Below are 16,421 nucleotides of genomic sequence, written 5' to 3' on the forward strand. Positions count from 1 at the left end.
TTTACACAGCAACTTTCCAATCGCCACCAAAGACACTCTGGGCGATCTTACGAATTGCTGTCTTCTGAACTAAATCGCAGCGATTGAGCAGCGATTCATCCAGCGAAAGTTGAAGCGGATTAGCTGCGCCCTGGTGAGTGTATCCACAAGAGATACGCCCCCAGCGAAGCAATGTCCGAGTGGACATCGTGACGCTTAGGTAATTACCCCCTAACCCTTGATGTTGATTACGAATGGAGTTCGCAACCTTCACCATGTTTTTCGCCATCTCTTCCGGAAGCATTGGCAAAGCAGATATCAAAGTTGCTACTTCGTTATCAGCCTCAAGGTACGGAACCTCAAACACTCGGAAGCGATCCAGCGATGCCAGGTTCTGCTGCATGGTGCCAGCATGAACTCCCGACGCATCACCCTGTCCCGCCGTATTGCCGCAAGCGACAAACCGGAAGTTGGCATGAGGCTTCACAACCTCACCATTGTTTTCCGCAATCACCAAGGGTCTCCCCTCCATGACAGCGTGCAGACCTACAGTTACTGCCGGATCAAGCGTGTCGTACTCATCGAGCACGAACACAAACCCATTACGCATTGCTTGGGTCAGCGGCCCATCCACAAACTTCGTGTTCAGGTCGCCGCTCACCGGATCAGTGACAGGCAGGTTGTAACCAGTAAGCTCCGGCATTTCCATCCGACTATGTGCCGAAACGGTGATGCAGGGCCAATTAAGATGGGCAGTGACTTGCTCTACGAGCGAAGACTTACCCGATCCAGTTGGGCCGAGGAGCATGCAGCTATCCCCAAACGGAGCGTAGAGCCAACTCATGAACGGCTTGACCAGCATCTCGCGGAAGAAATACTTCTTCTTCGGCGCGACGTGATGCATCCACTGGTGTCCTTCTGCAAAACCTGGCGCTTGCGCGTTGGTATTGAAGCCGAACTCTTTCATCTCAACTTTTGCATTGAATTGCATTTTATATTCTCCGTTCTCGAAAGCAGTTGCCCAAGAAAAGGAGAATCCCCATAGGGGAAGACTCCCCCAGTGGGCGGTTTATTTTGTGCAGGTTCTACGCAGCAACTACCAGATCAATCACAGACAGGCTGTCTTCAGTGGTTTTTTTGGTGAAGCTTACGACTGGTGTGAGCCCGTGATAAACCAGCTCGGCACACAGCGAATGCATCATCCATGGCGGGCAACTGACCAGAACGGTAGTTGTGCCAGATTTCTTTGCTTCAGCAAGGGCAATTTCGGCAAGACGCTCAACGCGCTTTGCAACACTTTCCTTGGTCGGCAACACCGGGAAGAAAAGGAGACTACGAATCTCCTGAAATTCCTTCCAACTCGTAAGATCACGAACCCCGAAGGCTTCGAGTTCACGGGTAGTTTTAAACTTGGTCAGATTAACGACTTCGTTGGTATTACTCATATTCTCAACTCCAGTTTTCAGAGCGGAGAAATCCCATACGGGTTTCCCCGCATGGGTAGGTTTTTAAGCTGATTAGAGTCGCAGCTAACGACCCGTGCCAGGCACGGACAAACATCTACGCTCATGCGTGGATGGTTGATTCTGGGGGGTAGCATAGGACAGACGGACTTATGCTTACTTGAACAGCCCCGATCGGGACTGTGAGGGTTCTTGAGCTGCAATAGCGCGCAGCTTACGCACCTTTCGGTTGGACCATGATGCCTAATTAGAGGGTTGCCTGCAACCCTCTCACATCACGCAAATTTGCGGACCGGCGCGCCCAAAGGGGAACATCTCCGATTTTTTCTTAGTGCTCAGCGGGTCCTAATCTCCAATCATCAAGGCTTTGACTCAACCTGGGAGTCAGGGGGGAATTCCAGCTCGAACTTCAGGGATGATAATAGCTTTTGGAGGGGTCGAGATGGATATCGACCTTGGCAAAATCCCCGGCCGGGACGAAGACGTCCAGCCCATACTCTCGGCAGACTCCTGGTTTGCCTGGAACCCAGTCACCAGTCACAGAGCTGTCGATGAGTAATGGATCAAAACCATCATCAGTCAACGCAGGCAATCCTACCCGTATGACATAAACGGCTTCGTAATCTGTCGGTGGCATGGCGTTTGTGATCTCACCAACAAGGTTCACGTCAGCGCTGAACACGTCAGCCCAGCAATAATTGAGCGAACGCGCCTCAAACTCTTTGATATTGCGATCAGTACTGAAATGCATCAGATATCGAATTTCAGTGGCCTGGGGGTTACCCAGGATCGGAAGTTTTGTTGCGAAGGCCATGACATGGTTGAGGAGAGTTGTGGAGTTGTGCGTGCCGTAGCACTCGGGGTATAGATCAGCCAAGCTGTGATTTCCTTTTGAGGGGGACCGAATACTACCCCCGATACCCAAAATGCCCGCAGAGGCGGGCTGGTGGGTCATTCATCATCTTTTACTATTGCTTAACGAAAACAGCAGGAAAATGTTCTGCTGGATCTGCCATTTGGAAATGGCAAGCACAGGTTCTTTCGGATGTGAAGCCGGGAATGTAGACCGTAGGCTGATCCTTTGGACTCAGTATCAGCACCCAGCTTTCTCGTGATGCATCGGTTTGCACTAACGGCACAGCACTCCCTGCGTTATCGCCAGTGCAACTAAAAACCTTATCATAATCTTGCTCAAGGTATGTCGACGGCGAAAAGCTCACCTTGGTACTGCCAAAGGCCGCAAGGGGCTGGGTGGGGTGGCAACTGAGCTACTTTTCCGTGGATTCGTAAGTCGTTGGAAAACTTTTTGATCTTGTTCATTCCGCCACGCTTGGCAGCGGGTTGCCCGGTCTATTCCTGAATTCCATCGAGGGTCGAGTGCAGTGTCGCTAGCCCGGTGGGCTGTAGGGCCGCTCGCAGGTCGGCCCAGGGAAATTGCGGCTTGTCCTCAGCCACCGAGCAGCCGCACGCATGGTGGAATGCGAGGTTCTGCTCATACGAAGCGCGTTGATGTTGGCAGTCCACGCACTCGATCACCGCGCCGTTACCGGCGATCTGAGCGGGCAACAGGCGCCAGTTCTGGTGCCATTGTTCAATGTTCATGATCGTTTTCCTAGTGTATTCAGCGTTTCTTCTTCGCAAGATGCCTTGCGTAATTCATGGTTGTTCTAAGTTTCTGAAGAGCTCCAATGCTTCGTCGTCATTCGTCATTCATGAGCCTTTCTCCTGCTCGATCGTGGGGTGACAAGCGCCCCTCTCCACTGGCTCGGCCCAGGTTCTGATTGACCGGGGCTTGGGTGTACCCGGTGCGTTTTCCCGTTACTTCAAGCGCAATTCTATGCTGGATTAATATTATGGCTCAAAAATATTTGCTCATTTCTTATAGAGGTTTTCGTATAATTAATCGGTGGGTATTCACAATGGTTTTGGAAATACCACCACAACAGCTGCCCCTCAGCCTCGTGTAATGTTCCCCCAAATTTAGAGAAGTCACTAACCGCTATGCTGATTTTACCATACGCTTTTAAAATGTGCTCAAACTTTAACCTATTAGCTAATGAGGTTGTGTGAAGTTTAGCGTAGACAGCATATCGCTTTTTGAAGCTATGCTTTGTTTGGCCAATATAAAGTATGTCGCTCTCGCCTTTTAGACGAGCTACCTTTTTTTCCGCTCTTAGTATATAAACTATGTTTTTGTGCTTGCTAGCACACCCAGATTCATAGGCCTTACGGAAGCTCTCTTCTGATAAATCTTCTATCTCAGTTTCGAATCTATAAAACCTCTCGACTTCCTCATAGAAATTATTTTTATCTATTACTTTCATGATTTTTTTGCTGCCTCTGAAACAAGAAGAGTCATTTAAAAGTTTTTATTATCATCTCAATATAAACAAATCGTCAATCAGTCTCAACGACTTTTCTTCATCGGCTTCATAGAATTCGTACAAGGCAGCTTGGTCTGTAATCTTATATAGCTTAAAATAATTATAAAAAGCCTGTCCCATCCGCTGTTCTTGGAATTCGCCTATCTTCCAGAGCACTTGGAACTCTTCATATTTAAACTTTTCAATTTCAAGCCTTCGATTTACTATCAATTGCTATATCCGCAAAGTATTTGTTGATGTATGTAATGCTAAGGATGGTCTGAAGTAGCCGCTTGATTTCCTAAGCGTCATTGCTTTATCGCTTTCAGGCGGACCACCCCGCAGTCAAAACTCATGGGGGAAGCAATTCCTTCTGCAAACCGCAGTTGGGAATCCAGAAGCTTGTCGCTTGTCTTTACCTCTATCAGTTTCATTGCCCCACTCTGAATCACGATCAGATCTGGCCATCCAGCACGGTACTCATATGGAGCTGACGAGAATGCCAATAGGATGTCAGCGAGTTTGTCACTGCCCAGGTGGTCGAATAACTCCAGCATGAACGCTTCCTTCACCCTTGGAAAAAATGATGCGAGTGTCGAGCTCTTGGACAACTCGTTCACGTTCCGCGCAAGTGCATCTGGGGAAATGCTCCTGACAGTGTCTACGATCTCGGACGTGTGCTCCGCCAGAATCGTCATCTGCGCTTCCAGATACCTGTTAACTGCATCGACCCGATCGCCAAAAGAATTCCTTGCAGCTAGCGTTTCCAGCGCCGCAGCTTTCATGAGCAACAGGACAGACCCACCTTCGCAATAACTCACCCTGCCGCCGCTGCTAGCAAACATCTGGCCGACAACTTCCTCTGGTAACCCGGCTGGACCTCCATCCAACGACCAGAGGCGCTTGTCATGCTTCTGCGCCATAAATTCAGTCAGTGACCAGCCGACATTTGAACATTGTTCAGAAAGCGTGATTTTCTGCTGTGTCATTTTTTCCTCTGCTATCGGCCAGTAACGGATGCAACGCGAATCAGGTGTTTGAATTGTTCAGGGCGTAGCGAAGTTGCACGGCGGGGAGTCATTCGGGCTCTCTGTCAGGATTGGACGGGGATCGTGATCGTGGGCATGCCGAGACGCTGCCAGCTCGAAGGTGTCAGCGGATGCGATAGCTTTGATACGAGCGAGGCACAAATCCTTAACTGGGGTTCGATTGGCCAAACCTGAGTGTAGCTGGCGGGAATAAACGTCCCCAATTGATACCCAAGATTTGCTGGCGCAACGTCTGTGACACGCATTGCAAACATCAAAATCTTACGTTACAGCTAGCCTTTGCTGCGGCGTGGATCGGCGCTGCGTGGGTAGGTGCGCTCATCCTCGACTTGCCCCGTCTCAGTGTGAATTTTCACACTTCCGGTGCGTTCGGCCATATAACCGGGAAGTTGTTCCAGCAGCTCAGCTTTGGTCCGGGCACTGAGCAACGGACTGTCGCTGCCCTGGGCGTGCAACTTCCACCCTGAATCGCTGATAACTACGTGATAATTGTCCATGTGTCAGGCTCCTATGAGGGTTTCCATATGGGCGCCGGAAAAGCCCTAGAGTTCCGATGATTATTCTGCTCACGCAGCATTTTCGCGCTCAGCATCAATCTGCCGATATAACTCACTCTCGATAAACTCAGCGTAGCGCTCGGCCAGTTTCGCGCATCCGTTGCTGCCGAGATCAGAGGGGGTATCGTTCTCGTCATAGAGAACCCCCGATACCACGCGAAACTCCAACTCGCGGTAGCCTTGGGCGTCCCAATCACTGGTCCACGTCCCAGGATTGGATTCGACATCCACCAGTTCGGTAATTTCACACTGAAGCACAAAGCCTTCAAAGGCGACCTCGTACACAGTAACCTCCTGATGCACCTTCGGCACTGCCGCGTTCACGGCTCGTCGTGAGCATCCGTTTCAAGATTGATTTCAGACGCCGGTTTGTCTTCACGTAGCCCGAGAAACACGGCGTGCCGAGCCTTTCCGGTCGGGGTGATTTCGGTGTACTTCACTTCGCACACCAGCTGCGCAGCCACCCACACAACGATCAAGCCCTTGGACGGTTTCGGCACAACTCGGAGCGGTGATTCGGTCTGCTCTAGCGCGGCCAGCTTCTCGCGCAGCAGCTTAAGTGTGCGACCATCGAAACCAGAGCGCACCCGACCGGCGTAGACCAGTTGACCATCATCGTTATGAAGGCCAATCAGTAGGGAGCCGATACCGCCCACAGCGAGGGTGTAACCAACAATGATGAATTCTTGACGGGGCGAGCATTTGACCTTGACCCAACTCCCGTTGCGCTCAGAGGCGTAGCGGCTCCCGGATCGCTTGCACACGATGCCTTCCATCGATAATGCGCAAATATTGTAAAGCAGGTCTCGTGGATCGACATCCAGAGTCTCGGACAGACGCACGTGCTCCAGTTCAACCTGGGTAAGTAGTGTGCTGAGTCGCGAGCGGCGTTTCTCGATAGGTAGCGAGCGCAAATCACGGCCATTTTCGAACAGCAGATCAAAGGCAAAAAAGCACAGGGCATCGGTCTTGCCGCTGCTGAATGCTGACTGCAAAGCCGAAAAAAGCGGTCTACCATCTTCGTCCTGCACGATGACCTCACCATCCAGCCACGCTGAGCGAACCGGCAGCGCGAGCAGTTCTTTAGCGAGCTTCGGCATGCGTTTCGTCCAGTCATAGCCGTTTTTGGTGAACAGCGTGACGTGGCCTTGATCGATACGCACCATCAGCCTATATCCATCGAATTTTATTTCGTAAAGCCAGTTATCGCCAGCAGGCGGGCGGCTGGCCATGGTTAACAATTGAGGTTGGATGCGCTCAGGGCAGGATATGACTTTTGGCGAAGCCATCACAGCAGCCTCTCTACAAGGGCGATAAGCAGTGGATTCTTTGATACGCCAAAAGGTCACGGAAATTCGCCACGGAATCGCTCGCATGCTCGGTCGCGCTATCGACGCTCATCCCACCCGGCGCCCTGTTCAACCCCGCTTTTAGTGTGCGGTCTAACGCGGGAGCGTGCGCGGACCACAACGAGCAGCACTGCAAGAGGAATGGTCCCGGTAGGTGCAATGGTACAGCGAGCGGGGTAGGCCGAAGGCCGCAGGGGCGGACCCCTGTTAGGAGCGAAGGCGGAGACCTGGTACTGACACCCCCACGAAAAGTGGCCACGTCAGCGTTAAAGGGCTTCTTCCGACCGGTGGCTGTAGGCCGCATCTGCCAGCTCGCGAAGGTCGTGGGCCTGCAGAGAATCGATTGATCCACCTGCTTTCAGGTCGTCGACTGTTCGACGCAATGCAGCATGCCAGCTATCGATCCCATCCAAGTCGACAGGAGCATTCAACTGCTCGTACCAGTCGGCCAACAGCGTAGCGATCTGTTCTTCATTCATTGCCGTTCTCCTGTGCAACCGCGAGACGTTCAGCCGGGTATTGACGCATGAACTCGGTGCTTTCGTGGGCTGGAGCATCGAGCCAATCGCTGTAAAGCCCTTGCGGCAGAATCACGACCATGCGTTTTTCGTCATCTGGTTTGTGGTAGTTGCGCATAAACGCGTGGTCATCTGCGTTGACAGTCAGCATCGTGTAGCTGTGCAGGACCTCGCCGGTAGAAGGGTCATGCCAGCGTTCCCACAAGCCAGCGATACCCATGGGCTGCCCGTCCGCCCGAATGATGCGCGCCGGAAACGGTTTTCCCTTTCGGTAATCAGGTTCGTAAATAGCGGCCGCCGGAATTATGCAATGTTGCGCCTTGCGCCAGGCGTTACGGTAGGAGGGTTTTTCGGCGACCGTCTCTGATCTAGCGTTATAGGTCTTTCGCACGATCTTTTTCCGCTCCTTACTCCACCCTGGAATCAGGCCAAACGCACCGGTCAGCACTTCCAGGGAAGGTGTTTCTTCGTCCTGGACATTGCCATTAGCTGGACGGCGGACAAAGGGCCCGAGATATCCTGGCCATAAGTCAAGCTGGCCCTGTCGGTAAAGCTCGACGCCGAAAGCTTGGGCGAGCTTGCTCGGCGTTGGTGGCTCGTAATGGCTGCACATGGCGTGTTGCTCCTGTTACGGGCCGGCCCTAAAGGCGATCCGTTGGTCTGGTGGGACGTACATTAAAATTGACCGCACGCACCGGGCAAAGTTAACTGTATGTTCGTACAGTAATAGGAAGTCGTGCGTTATGAGTTATTCCATCCATGGCCAACTGGCGGAAGGCGGTGTTCGGCTGCCCTTTTGCCTGTTTAAGATCCCGGCCGGGTTCCCGTCGCCAGCAGCGGATCACATCGAACAGCAAATTTCGCTAGATGAGGTCCTGAACATACGGGCACCTCACGTGTACCTGGCCTCGATCAGTGGCGACAGCATGCAAGGCGCCGGCATCTTTGACGGCGACCTGGCCGTGGTAGACCGATCCATCGAGCCGACACACGGGCATATTGTGGTGGCCCTGCTCAACAACGAACCGGTTTGCAAGCGCCTGTGCAAGCGCAATGGCCAGGTGATTTTGCTTTCTGAAAATCCCAAGTACCCGCCGCGCTACGTACTGGAAGGCGATGAACTGGCGATTTGGGGCGTGCTGACCAGTAGCGTGCGTAGCCATGTCTGACGCCCCGTTGTTTGCCCTGGTCGACTGCAACAGCTTCTATGCGAGCTGTGAGCGGGTCTTCCGTCCGGACTTGGCCAAGGTGCCGGTGGTGGTGCTTTCCAACAATGACGGTTGCGTGGTGGCCCGCAGTTATGACGCCAAACCCCACGTCAAGATGGGCGAGCCGTACTTTCAGATCAAACATAAGTTGCAGCGCCTGGGCATCGTGGCATTTTCTTCGAATTACGCGCTCTACGGCGATATGAGCCAGCGCGTCATGAGCGTGATTGAATCGCTGGTACCGGCCGTAGAGGTGTATTCGATTGATGAGGCCTTTGCGGATCTGCGCGGAATTCGCGACCCCGAGGCCCTTGGCCGGCAGATCCGCCACCAGGTGCTGCGCAGCACCGGCATACCGGTTGGTGTAGGGATCGCTCACACGAAAACCCTGGCAAAGCTAGCGAATCACACAGCCAAGCGGCTTCAGGTGCAAACGGGCGGTGTGGTCGACATCTGCGACCCATTCAAGCGCGACTGGGTGCTGCGCAATACTGACGTGGCCGAGGTCTGGGGCATTGGCCGGAAGATGAAGCTTCACCTGGACGCCATGGGCATTAAGACAGCCATGGACCTGGCGAAGGCCGACCCGTGGACACTGCGAAAGAAGTTCAGCGTGGTGATCGAGAAGACGGCCCGCGAGCTCGCAGGTACGCCATGCCTGGAACTGGACGAGCCGGACCCGCCGAAGCAAGAGATATGCTGTAGCCGGATGTTCGGTAAGCGGCTCACCGAGCTGGCACCGATCAAGGAGGCGGTGGCCACCTACATGATGCGCGCCTCGGAAAAGCTACGGGCCCAGCACTCACTTTGCAAAAAGGTTAGGGTCAGCATCCGCACTGGTATGTTTAACCCCGCAGAAGCGCAGCATGCCAACGGCCTGGTGGTGGACCTGCCCTTCCCCACCGATGATGTACGCGTGCTCACTAGCGCGGCCACAGACGCCGTAGAGCGGATCTTCCGGTCGGGTTACCAATACAGCAAGGCCGAAGTCATATTGTTAAACCTCTGCCAGCCAGGCGAATTCACCGAGGATCTGTTTGCCCGCTCGCAACCAGGAGTGGCGACCAAGGTGATGTCAGTGCTCGATGCGATCAATTGCCGATGGGGACGAGGCACTTTACGCCTGGCCAGTGTGCCCGCCAGGCCTGAATGGGCCATGCGCCGTGACCTGATGAGCCAGAGCTACACCACTCGGCTTGATCAGCTCTGGCAGATCCATTGCAGATAGGCTGTCCGGCAAAGAAGTTTGCTGAAATAATAAACCACACCGAAGCAGGGCCTACGTCAGTTCAGCCGGTCGCGAAACCAGACGAAGGGCATGACCGATCTAATTCACTCTGACCACGGCGCAGCCCCCCGCCAAGTTTTTTAAACATGACCGCGGGCTCCATCCCAAAAGGATTTGAGATGGAAAAAGAACGCTGGGAGCAGGATCAGCACTAAGCTCGCTACTACAGATAAGGTCACCACCGTCACCGCACCGTTGAGTGCATGCCACATGCCGATCTCGAGATAGCGCGTCCCCAGATCCGCTGCTTTGATGATGAACGCCATTGCTATGCCTTCTCCTTGGAATGGGATCATCTGGAGCAAGAAAATTAATCCGCCGAAAGCGACCGCGATGATCGCGAATCCCTTGAGACCCAGGGCGATATCGGCTGTGCTTGGGATGGCGTGCATCGATATAACCAGGATGAGTAACGCCAGAGCAAACCCCTGCAATGAGCCAGTACCCAGGTCGACGATCGCGGTAACAGAACCGGTGGCTACAACGCCGATCCAGACAACCAACGGCACCAATCCCTGGTCGGGAAGGCTCTGATCGTATGATGTGCCAAGGGAGAGAACAGCGATTGCGCCTCCGGCCAACAAGGGCGCTATGCCCTGAACAAGGAGACCAATCGAGTTGCGTAGAGAAAACGGGCTGTAGGAAAACTCGACGTAGCCCAGCTGCCCAGTGATTGCATCCGGTGCGAATAGAGCAAGCTTCCTGATTCGCAGGCCGAAGAGCAGGCATGCAATCGCGTGCGCCATTTCATGTACAGGCCCGCCGATGATTCCAGTGTTCCGATAGACGATCCACGTCTTTACCGAAAACTGTGACACCAGCTTACCCCAGACAAAAATCGCGCCGGCCGGCACCAGTAAAAGCGCGAGATAGAGGTAGATCATGCGCGCTGCCCCGCTGCGGCTTCCATCTCCCGCTTGGCCTCAGCGTGACTTTTTTGGATCACGACCTGGGTGATGCTGTTGATCACCAACACCTTCTTTGCTCTTGTGGCTGCGACATAGAGCAAATTCAACTCATCAACCCGCTGATCAGGGGTGATCTTCTCTTCGTCGAAGATGTCTGGGAAATCTTCTTCCAGGACAACCACATCCCACTCCAGCCCCTTCGAGCGGTGGCAGGTGCTAACAATCACATCTGCATCAAGAGGATCATCTGTTGAGTTGCGGCGTAGCGCCGCGATCAACTTCGGAATGTCGTTGTGCTCCTTGAGTATCCTGAGCATCCGATTCATCTCGGCATCCTTCGACTCCTCTGCCGCTTCGGCAAACCCTCCAAAGTCGCTGAACTGCCCGAAAAGGCGTTTGTTGCGGATCTCATCCTTGCGGCCGACCTTCAGATGGTAAACATCCTCAAGGTCGGAGATTTGGTATGCCTCAATCCCCCCGTTCCAGTAGACAACTTGGCCGTCAGATACAGCATCGATGGCCGTCATGATCACGCCAATCACCGTTCGGTTGAGCACGGTGTAGTGGTTACATCCAGAGGGCAGCGATGTCGTCACTTTGTCGCGGGCACCGTACCCAACCAGGGGACGAGCTTCCCCTTGCTGTTTGAGGATCGCGTTGGCTACGCCGGCAATCATCGGCCCGAACCGGAAAGAGTTGGTCAAGAACATCGACGCTGCGCCCTGCACAATCTGAGTATCAAGCGCATTCTCAGCTCCTCGCCAACGGTAGATCTGCTGCCATTTATCGCCGACGAAAATCTTCCTCGCCTTCTGACCTGCGACCAGGGAGGCGGTCACAGGGTTACTGTCCTGAGCCTCATCGAAAAGGATCACGTCATACGGCAGCTGTGGATTGCTGAGCTGGAAGAGCTTCAGATATGCGTCATGCTGGCAGGGGAACTTGCTCTCGGTATCGATCATCGCGTCCCAGAGTTTCTGGGCAGAATTTATCGTCCGGTCAAGGTGATCGGCTCCGTGCTCCGCTGCCTCTTCCTCGCTGAGCGCAGCAAAATAATGCGCCTCACTGATTTCTTCGTCAGCGCTCGAAAGGTAGGCATTGAGCACAGCGATAGCGTCTCGAACATCTCCCCAGTTCCGTGTTTTGAGGAGCCCAGCAGCATCCGTCAGACGGATATTCCCGAGTTTGTGCTGATAGTGTCGGCCAAATTGTGGCCAGGCCAACTGGTGAGAAGTTTTGCACACGACGTTTTTTGGAAATTTCTCGGCACCTTCATCCCGAATTGCACGGTTGTACGCCAGATAGAGCATGCGCAAATGGCTGTGATGGTTGGCATAGGCAACAAGCGTAGTCGTCTTGCCGCACCCGGCATAGGCCTTCACCACCAGATGGTCACCTTGGTACTCGATGATGGGGAGCTGTTCTGCGGTCGACTTCATTGAGGCGACTCCATTCTGTTTTTTGCACATTTGCCGCCATAGACAGACAGCGCTGCTAAGCACCAGAACGAAAACACGGCATCAATCAGGTCGCCCATTGGGAGATGGCGAACAACCAGGGCTACCGGCTCTGTCACCACCAGGAACGTCGCATACCCTGCAACGGCATGCATGCCGAAGGTGCGCAAGGCCGCTGCGATGAGAAAGGCAAATAGCGCGCAAGACACCAAGCTATGCGTGGAGCTGGAGCCTGGGGCGAAGTGGGTACAGGCGACGACCATGCCAACCGCTACTGCCATCAAGCCAGCAGTGTGACGACTGGATATCGAGCGCAGCTCTTCGCCGCTGTGCCTGAATGTCAGAATCATGACTGCGTGCGAGCCGATGCCTGCAAGGTAGTCAATGAGTAGTGATCGGCATATCGCCGGAGGATATTTTTCGCTGGGCATGTGAGTCTCCTAAGGTGAGGAGATCGTTTCATGCAGGTCTCGGGGAAAGGTCTGGTTTCGGGCGGTTTTTTGGTCTGAATTACGCAGACGCCGCCCCAGATCGGGGCGGCTGGAGGGGGCTTACTGGTTGACGCGTTTCTTGAAGGACTTGCCAGGGGTGAACTTTGGCTTGATCGAGGCAGCGATGGTGATCGGAGCCCCGGTAGACGGATTACGGCCCTGACGCTCGGCCTGCTTGGTTGACTCGAAAGTACCAAAGCCCACGAGGCTAACCTTGTCGCCGCCGGCAACGACATTTTGAACCGTCGAGATAAGGCTATTCAGCACCTCTCCCACGGTTGACTGACTGTGCCCGCTTTCGTCGGCAATCGCTTTGACGAGTTCTTGACGATTCATTCGCTTTTACTCCTTGGTTTTTGAAAAGTCGCATGGGTGTTGAGTCCCAGCTGAAAGCATTGAAACATGGCTCTGGATAATCCCAAGCCGCCGGCTCACCCGAATCGGCGTTTGCTTTTGGCGCGACGGACGTTATAGCCCTTCACCCAGCTTTTCATGTCTTCGCTCGGTGGTTTGGGTTGCACGGTACCGATCCATGCGCGATCTGGCAGCTCTTTCATGTATGCCTGGTATGCGTACTGAGCCCACCCGTCTTTTTTGCCGGTCTCACGGGCGTACCCAAGCAGCTCACAGAATGTGTGCTGTTTACTGGTCGGCCCGAGCACTTTGCGTCGATCGTCTAGCTTCACCAGTTTGCCGGTGGCCACCGCCACCCCATCCGGTATTACGATTTCATTACCACACTTCGGACAGAGCAATCCGCTGAAAACAAAGCTGCACTTCGGACATGGCTTGGTTTTTTTCTCCTGATCGCCTTTGTCCTGCGGGCGGCGGTCAAGACGCTCCCCTTCCCCATTGTCCATGGCGTCGGGCACCTCGTCCGTTGGCTTCCCGTTAAGCAAGAGGTTCCCGGAGTGGTCAATGATAATGCAGTCGATTTTTCCAGTTTCAGGCGAGAGTCGCAGCCCGCGGCCAATCATCTGGTAGTGAAGCATCAGGGACTTGGTAGGCCGCGCTATTACAAGGCAACTGGTCGAGGGGTCATCAAACCCCTTGATCAGCATAGCCACTGAGACCAAGACCCTTATCTTGCCCGCTTTGTACTGGCGCAAGATCTCCTCGGTCTCATGCGGCAGCATATAGCCATCGATATGGGCTGCGGCCACCCCAGCTTTTTGAAACTCAGCAGCGAGCTTTTTGGAGTGCTGGACGTTGCAGGCGAAAACCATTGTTTTGCGGTTTTCACCCAGTTCTTTCCAGTGCGTTACCACGTCACCAAGCAGCTTGGCGTCACCCATGACCGTGGCAAGCTCGTCCTCGATCCAGTCACCATTCGGCTTCGTGCTCACCCCCTTCAGAGAAGGCACGGAGGGCGCGTAGCACTGCGTAGGTACAAGGAAGCCTTGGTCTGTCAGCTCAGAAAGGGAGATGCAATTGATTAGCCTGTCAAAGATGCGCCCCAGGCCCCGCCGCCATGGGGTAGCGCTGAGCCCTATAACAGGCACCTTGTTCCGCCGGCACCACGTAATCAGCTCGATGTGGGCTTCATGGATGACATGCGCCTCGTCAATGAGAACAAGGTGAGGTTTGTGATGGTTGAGCATGTAGTCGAGGCGCGGACGCAAGCTCTGGATCGTTGCAACCTGGATGGGTTTTCGGTAGTCCGTGCAGGGATGGTCTGACTGAATTGCACCGGCGACCAATCCATCTTTGTAGAACCGCTCAAGCGTCTGATCGAGCAGCTTCACACTGTCGACTATGAACCAGGCCCTGCGGTTCTTCGCCTGCGCACCGGCAATGATGTGCTTGGCCACCTCTGTCTTACCGGAGCCCGTGGGACTCATCAGCATCTGAATGATCGCGCCAAGGCTTATGCCCTTGCGGAGTTCAAAATCCTGCTGTTGTTGGTAGGGTCGAAGCTGCATCGAGGTTTCTCGCTGTACGAACTACAGGTAGGAAACCATCGCTTCGAAATAACCCAAGCCAGGTGGTCGAGCCGTGGGATGGAGGCGGCAACAGAGCGCAGCCTGATTGAGGGGGATATTTTTTCCTGCCAATGCACGCCGATACAGGCTCTTCCTGATGCTCGCGCCTTGACTTGGGTTTTCCGGCCGGCGTGCGACTGTGTTCGACATTGCCTGAGCTTTCGCACAGGCGTCGACGCAGGCCAAGAGATAGGAGGCATGATGGATGACGTAGGAGAGGCGCGTGCTCGCAAGTTCGCTGAGTCACTGCGCGATGCAAGCTGGGTTATCGATGATGGTGCAGCCGGCGCACGAAATGCCGTTGGATTCTGGCTGTACTCATACAACCTGGTGGCTGGCCCCCGACTCGTTGGCCAGCTGACGCTGGATGGCTATCGAGCAATGCAGGGTGGCGAGGATCTGAAGAATCTTGGAGGGCTTCAGCCAGCCGATGTTCTCGGCGCAACCCTCACCGCCTATGACGCTTTGCCAGAGCAGCGCCGCAATGCAGCGGAGTCCCAAACCGTAATATCAGCGCTGTCGCTATACGCCAGTTCTACTATGACCTGGCAGGCGCTGCCGCCTCTCAAAACTGGGGCACACCAACACTTCATGGTGTTCGATTGGCTCACGGCTTCCGGCAAGAGGATTTTTCGCCCCGCAGCTGCAATCACCGGTTCCGTTCTTGCTCCTGAAATTCTGACCGACTTCAGTAAGCAAGTGCTCACCGCCCATTTGTCGAAACACCCCCACGAAACGCCTTTCTAACCCCAAAACTACAAGGACTTTGCTCATGCCAATACGTCACATCATCGTTCATCAGATCGACAAAAAACCCGATGGAACCCCCGCGGTGTTGCATGCCCGCGATACAGAGTTGGGAGCTTCGCAGGCCATCGAGAACATGCTCGCGGACCTCAACGAAAGCTACAACGCCAAGCAGGGCAAGGCCTGGGGTCTCTTCCACGGGGAGTCAGGCGCTTATCCCTTCAGCCGATGGTTGAAGGATTACCTCGACGAAAGCCAGGACTTCACCGCCTTCAGCCGCCATGCGGTCGAGCACCTGCAAAAACTGATGGAAGAGTCGAACCTCTCAACCGGCGGCCACGTCCTGTTCGCCCACTATCAGCAAGGCATGACCGACTACCTCACCGTCGCTCTGCTGCACCACAGCGAAGGCGTGGCGGTGAACGACACCCTGGACGTGACCCCCGCCAAGCACCTGGATCTCGGCCAACTTCACTTGGCAGCACGCATCAACATCAGCGAATGGCAGAACAACAAGCAGTCCAAGCAGTACATTTCGTTCATCAAGGGCAAGAACGGTCGAAAGGTCTCGGACTACTTCCGTGATTTCATCGGTTGCCAGGAGGGTGTAGACGCCCCCGGCGAAACCCGCACCCTGCTCAAGGCATTCAGTGATTTCGTCGAGAGCGAGGATCTGCCCGAGGAGCAGGCGCGGGAGAAGACCAATACTCTGGTTGGCTACGCCACCAGCCAGGCGAAGTTGGGCGAGCCGATGACGCTGGAGGAGCTGTCCGGGCTGATTGATGAAGATCGACCAAAGGCGTTCTACGATCACATCCGCAACCGCGACTATGGACTGTCGCCTGAGATTCCAGCGGATAAACGCACCCTCAACCAATTCCGCCGCTTCACCGGCCGCGCCGAAGGTTTGTCGATCAGCTTCGAAGCCCACCTACTGGGTTCCAAGATCGACTACGACGAGAATGCCGGCACCCTGACCATTCGCAATCTACCCACTCAGTTGCGTGATCAACTCAAGCGCGGCTAAAAAAATGCCCCGTCCATCTCTGGACGGGGCAGATC

The 16,421-nt window shown here is 54.4% G+C and carries 20 protein-coding genes; 4 read left to right on the forward strand and 16 right to left on the reverse strand.

Going from position 1 to position 16,421, the window contains the following annotated elements; genetic code table 11:
* Nucleotide 1: 1 nt before the first annotated feature.
* The 11 genes from J3P90_RS26445 to J3P90_RS26495 form a co-directional block, all read right to left on the reverse strand.
* Nucleotides 2-970: an AAA family ATPase gene (locus J3P90_RS26445; RefSeq protein ID WP_023049099.1), complete on the reverse strand. Its 969-nt coding sequence runs from the start codon at nt 968-970 to the stop codon at nt 2-4.
* A gap of 94 nt (nt 971-1,064) precedes the next feature.
* Nucleotides 1,065-1,424, reverse strand: coding sequence for a hypothetical protein (locus J3P90_RS26450; protein ID WP_434676729.1), 360 nt, complete (start codon nt 1,422-1,424; stop codon nt 1,065-1,067).
* 427 nt (nt 1,425-1,851) lie between these two features.
* The gene (locus J3P90_RS26455; protein ID WP_434676730.1) at nt 1,852-2,319 is read right to left on the reverse strand and encodes a hypothetical protein; all 468 of its coding nucleotides are present in this window, start codon (nt 2,317-2,319) and stop codon (nt 1,852-1,854) included.
* 473 nt (nt 2,320-2,792) lie between these two features.
* Entirely contained in the window at nt 2,793-3,044 is a 252-nt protein-coding gene (locus J3P90_RS26460) for a hypothetical protein (RefSeq protein ID WP_434676731.1), read from the reverse strand.
* Between the two features lie 233 nt (nt 3,045-3,277).
* Nucleotides 3,278-3,766: a hypothetical protein gene (locus J3P90_RS26465; RefSeq protein WP_434676732.1), complete on the reverse strand. Its 489-nt coding sequence runs from the start codon at nt 3,764-3,766 to the stop codon at nt 3,278-3,280.
* 347 nt (nt 3,767-4,113) lie between these two features.
* Nucleotides 4,114-4,794, reverse strand: coding sequence for a VRR-NUC domain-containing protein (locus tag J3P90_RS26470; protein WP_434676733.1), 681 nt, complete (start codon nt 4,792-4,794; stop codon nt 4,114-4,116).
* A gap of 332 nt (nt 4,795-5,126) precedes the next feature.
* Nucleotides 5,127-5,351, reverse strand: a complete 225-nt coding sequence (locus J3P90_RS26475) for a DUF2188 domain-containing protein (RefSeq protein WP_434676734.1) — start codon at nt 5,349-5,351, stop codon at nt 5,127-5,129.
* 69 nt (nt 5,352-5,420) lie between these two features.
* Nucleotides 5,421-5,696, reverse strand: a complete 276-nt coding sequence (locus tag J3P90_RS26480; RefSeq protein WP_434676735.1) for a hypothetical protein — start codon at nt 5,694-5,696, stop codon at nt 5,421-5,423.
* Nucleotides 5,697-5,731: 35 nt separating this feature from the next.
* Complete coding sequence (gene ligD / locus J3P90_RS26485; RefSeq protein WP_434676736.1) at nt 5,732-6,700, reverse strand: non-homologous end-joining DNA ligase; 969 nt, start codon at nt 6,698-6,700, stop codon at nt 5,732-5,734.
* Between the two features lie 326 nt (nt 6,701-7,026).
* Nucleotides 7,027-7,239: a hypothetical protein gene (locus J3P90_RS26490; RefSeq protein ID WP_434676737.1), complete on the reverse strand. Its 213-nt coding sequence runs from the start codon at nt 7,237-7,239 to the stop codon at nt 7,027-7,029.
* Nucleotides 7,232-7,891 (reverse strand): SOS response-associated peptidase, encoded by a 660-nt coding sequence (locus tag J3P90_RS26495; protein ID WP_434676738.1) that lies wholly within the window; start codon nt 7,889-7,891, stop codon nt 7,232-7,234. The genes J3P90_RS26490 and J3P90_RS26495 overlap by 8 nt, the downstream gene beginning before the upstream one ends.
* A gap of 130 nt (nt 7,892-8,021) precedes the next feature.
* Here J3P90_RS26495 and J3P90_RS26500 point away from each other — a divergent pair, with 130 nt between their 5' ends.
* Nucleotides 8,022-8,447 (forward strand): LexA family protein, encoded by a 426-nt coding sequence (locus tag J3P90_RS26500; protein ID WP_434676739.1) that lies wholly within the window; start codon nt 8,022-8,024, stop codon nt 8,445-8,447.
* The gene (umuC, locus tag J3P90_RS26505; RefSeq protein ID WP_434676740.1) at nt 8,440-9,714 is read left to right on the forward strand and encodes a translesion error-prone DNA polymerase V subunit UmuC; all 1,275 of its coding nucleotides are present in this window, start codon (nt 8,440-8,442) and stop codon (nt 9,712-9,714) included. The genes J3P90_RS26500 and umuC overlap by 8 nt, the downstream gene beginning before the upstream one ends.
* 140 nt (nt 9,715-9,854) lie before the next feature.
* On the opposite strand, the gene J3P90_RS26510 is transcribed toward umuC, so the two are convergent.
* The 5 genes from J3P90_RS26510 to J3P90_RS26530 all read right to left on the reverse strand — a co-directional run bounded on the left by J3P90_RS26510 (nt 9,855) and on the right by J3P90_RS26530 (nt 14,552).
* A complete protein-coding gene (locus J3P90_RS26510) occupies nt 9,855-10,658 on the reverse strand; it encodes a hypothetical protein (RefSeq protein ID WP_434676741.1) in 804 nt (267 codons plus the stop codon).
* The gene (locus J3P90_RS26515; protein WP_011077952.1) at nt 10,655-12,121 is read right to left on the reverse strand and encodes a 3'-5' exonuclease; all 1,467 of its coding nucleotides are present in this window, start codon (nt 12,119-12,121) and stop codon (nt 10,655-10,657) included. Before J3P90_RS26515 ends, J3P90_RS26510 begins: the two co-directional genes overlap by 4 nt.
* The gene (locus tag J3P90_RS26520) at nt 12,118-12,570 is read right to left on the reverse strand and encodes a hypothetical protein (protein WP_434676742.1); all 453 of its coding nucleotides are present in this window, start codon (nt 12,568-12,570) and stop codon (nt 12,118-12,120) included. Before J3P90_RS26520 ends, J3P90_RS26515 begins: the two co-directional genes overlap by 4 nt.
* A 120-nt stretch (nt 12,571-12,690) precedes the next feature.
* Nucleotides 12,691-12,966: an HU family DNA-binding protein gene (locus J3P90_RS26525; RefSeq protein ID WP_434676743.1), complete on the reverse strand. Its 276-nt coding sequence runs from the start codon at nt 12,964-12,966 to the stop codon at nt 12,691-12,693.
* Between the two features lie 95 nt (nt 12,967-13,061).
* Nucleotides 13,062-14,552, reverse strand: coding sequence for a DEAD/DEAH box helicase (locus J3P90_RS26530; protein ID WP_011077949.1), 1,491 nt, complete (start codon nt 14,550-14,552; stop codon nt 13,062-13,064).
* A 258-nt stretch (nt 14,553-14,810) separates the two neighbouring features.
* Here J3P90_RS26530 and J3P90_RS26535 point away from each other — a divergent pair, with 258 nt between their 5' ends.
* The gene (locus J3P90_RS26535) at nt 14,811-15,359 is read left to right on the forward strand and encodes a hypothetical protein (protein WP_434676744.1); all 549 of its coding nucleotides are present in this window, start codon (nt 14,811-14,813) and stop codon (nt 15,357-15,359) included.
* A gap of 25 nt (nt 15,360-15,384) precedes the next feature.
* Nucleotides 15,385-16,386, forward strand: coding sequence for a nucleoid-associated protein YejK (gene yejK / locus J3P90_RS26540; protein ID WP_434676745.1), 1,002 nt, complete (start codon nt 15,385-15,387; stop codon nt 16,384-16,386).
* The last annotated feature ends 35 nt before the right edge of the window (nt 16,387-16,421 follow it).

It is taken from the genome of Pseudomonas sp. D3-10 (genome assembly GCF_051132175.1).
Taxonomy (GTDB): domain Bacteria; phylum Pseudomonadota; class Gammaproteobacteria; order Pseudomonadales; family Pseudomonadaceae; genus Aquipseudomonas.

Coding starts and splice junctions, on each gene's coding strand:
- ligD (WP_434676736.1), bottom strand. CDS start 6,700: ATGGCTTCGCCAAAAGTCATATCCTGCCCTGAGCGCATCCAACCTCAA.
- J3P90_RS26445 (WP_023049099.1), bottom strand. CDS start 970: ATGCAATTCAATGCAAAAGTTGAGATGAAAGAGTTCGGCTTCAATACC.
- J3P90_RS26470 (WP_434676733.1), bottom strand. CDS start 4,794: ATGACACAGCAGAAAATCACGCTTTCTGAACAATGTTCAAATGTCGGC.
- umuC (WP_434676740.1), top strand. CDS start 8,440: ATGTCTGACGCCCCGTTGTTTGCCCTGGTCGACTGCAACAGCTTCTAT.
- J3P90_RS26465 (WP_434676732.1), bottom strand. CDS start 3,766: ATGAAAGTAATAGATAAAAATAATTTCTATGAGGAAGTCGAGAGGTTT.
- J3P90_RS26515 (WP_011077952.1), bottom strand. CDS start 12,121: ATGAAGTCGACCGCAGAACAGCTCCCCATCATCGAGTACCAAGGTGAC.
- J3P90_RS26530 (WP_011077949.1), bottom strand. CDS start 14,552: ATGCAGCTTCGACCCTACCAACAACAGCAGGATTTTGAACTCCGCAAG.
- yejK (WP_434676745.1), top strand. CDS start 15,385: ATGCCAATACGTCACATCATCGTTCATCAGATCGACAAAAAACCCGAT.
- J3P90_RS26495 (WP_434676738.1), bottom strand. CDS start 7,891: ATGTGCAGCCATTACGAGCCACCAACGCCGAGCAAGCTCGCCCAAGCT.
- J3P90_RS26510 (WP_434676741.1), bottom strand. CDS start 10,658: ATGATCTACCTCTATCTCGCGCTTTTACTGGTGCCGGCCGGCGCGATT.
- J3P90_RS26490 (WP_434676737.1), bottom strand. CDS start 7,239: ATGAATGAAGAACAGATCGCTACGCTGTTGGCCGACTGGTACGAGCAG.
- J3P90_RS26500 (WP_434676739.1), top strand. CDS start 8,022: ATGAGTTATTCCATCCATGGCCAACTGGCGGAAGGCGGTGTTCGGCTG.
- J3P90_RS26525 (WP_434676743.1), bottom strand. CDS start 12,966: ATGAATCGTCAAGAACTCGTCAAAGCGATTGCCGACGAAAGCGGGCAC.
- J3P90_RS26460 (WP_434676731.1), bottom strand. CDS start 3,044: ATGAACATTGAACAATGGCACCAGAACTGGCGCCTGTTGCCCGCTCAG.
- J3P90_RS26520 (WP_434676742.1), bottom strand. CDS start 12,570: ATGCCCAGCGAAAAATATCCTCCGGCGATATGCCGATCACTACTCATT.
- J3P90_RS26475 (WP_434676734.1), bottom strand. CDS start 5,351: ATGGACAATTATCACGTAGTTATCAGCGATTCAGGGTGGAAGTTGCAC.
- J3P90_RS26450 (WP_434676729.1), bottom strand. CDS start 1,424: ATGAGTAATACCAACGAAGTCGTTAATCTGACCAAGTTTAAAACTACC.
- J3P90_RS26535 (WP_434676744.1), top strand. CDS start 14,811: ATGATGGATGACGTAGGAGAGGCGCGTGCTCGCAAGTTCGCTGAGTCA.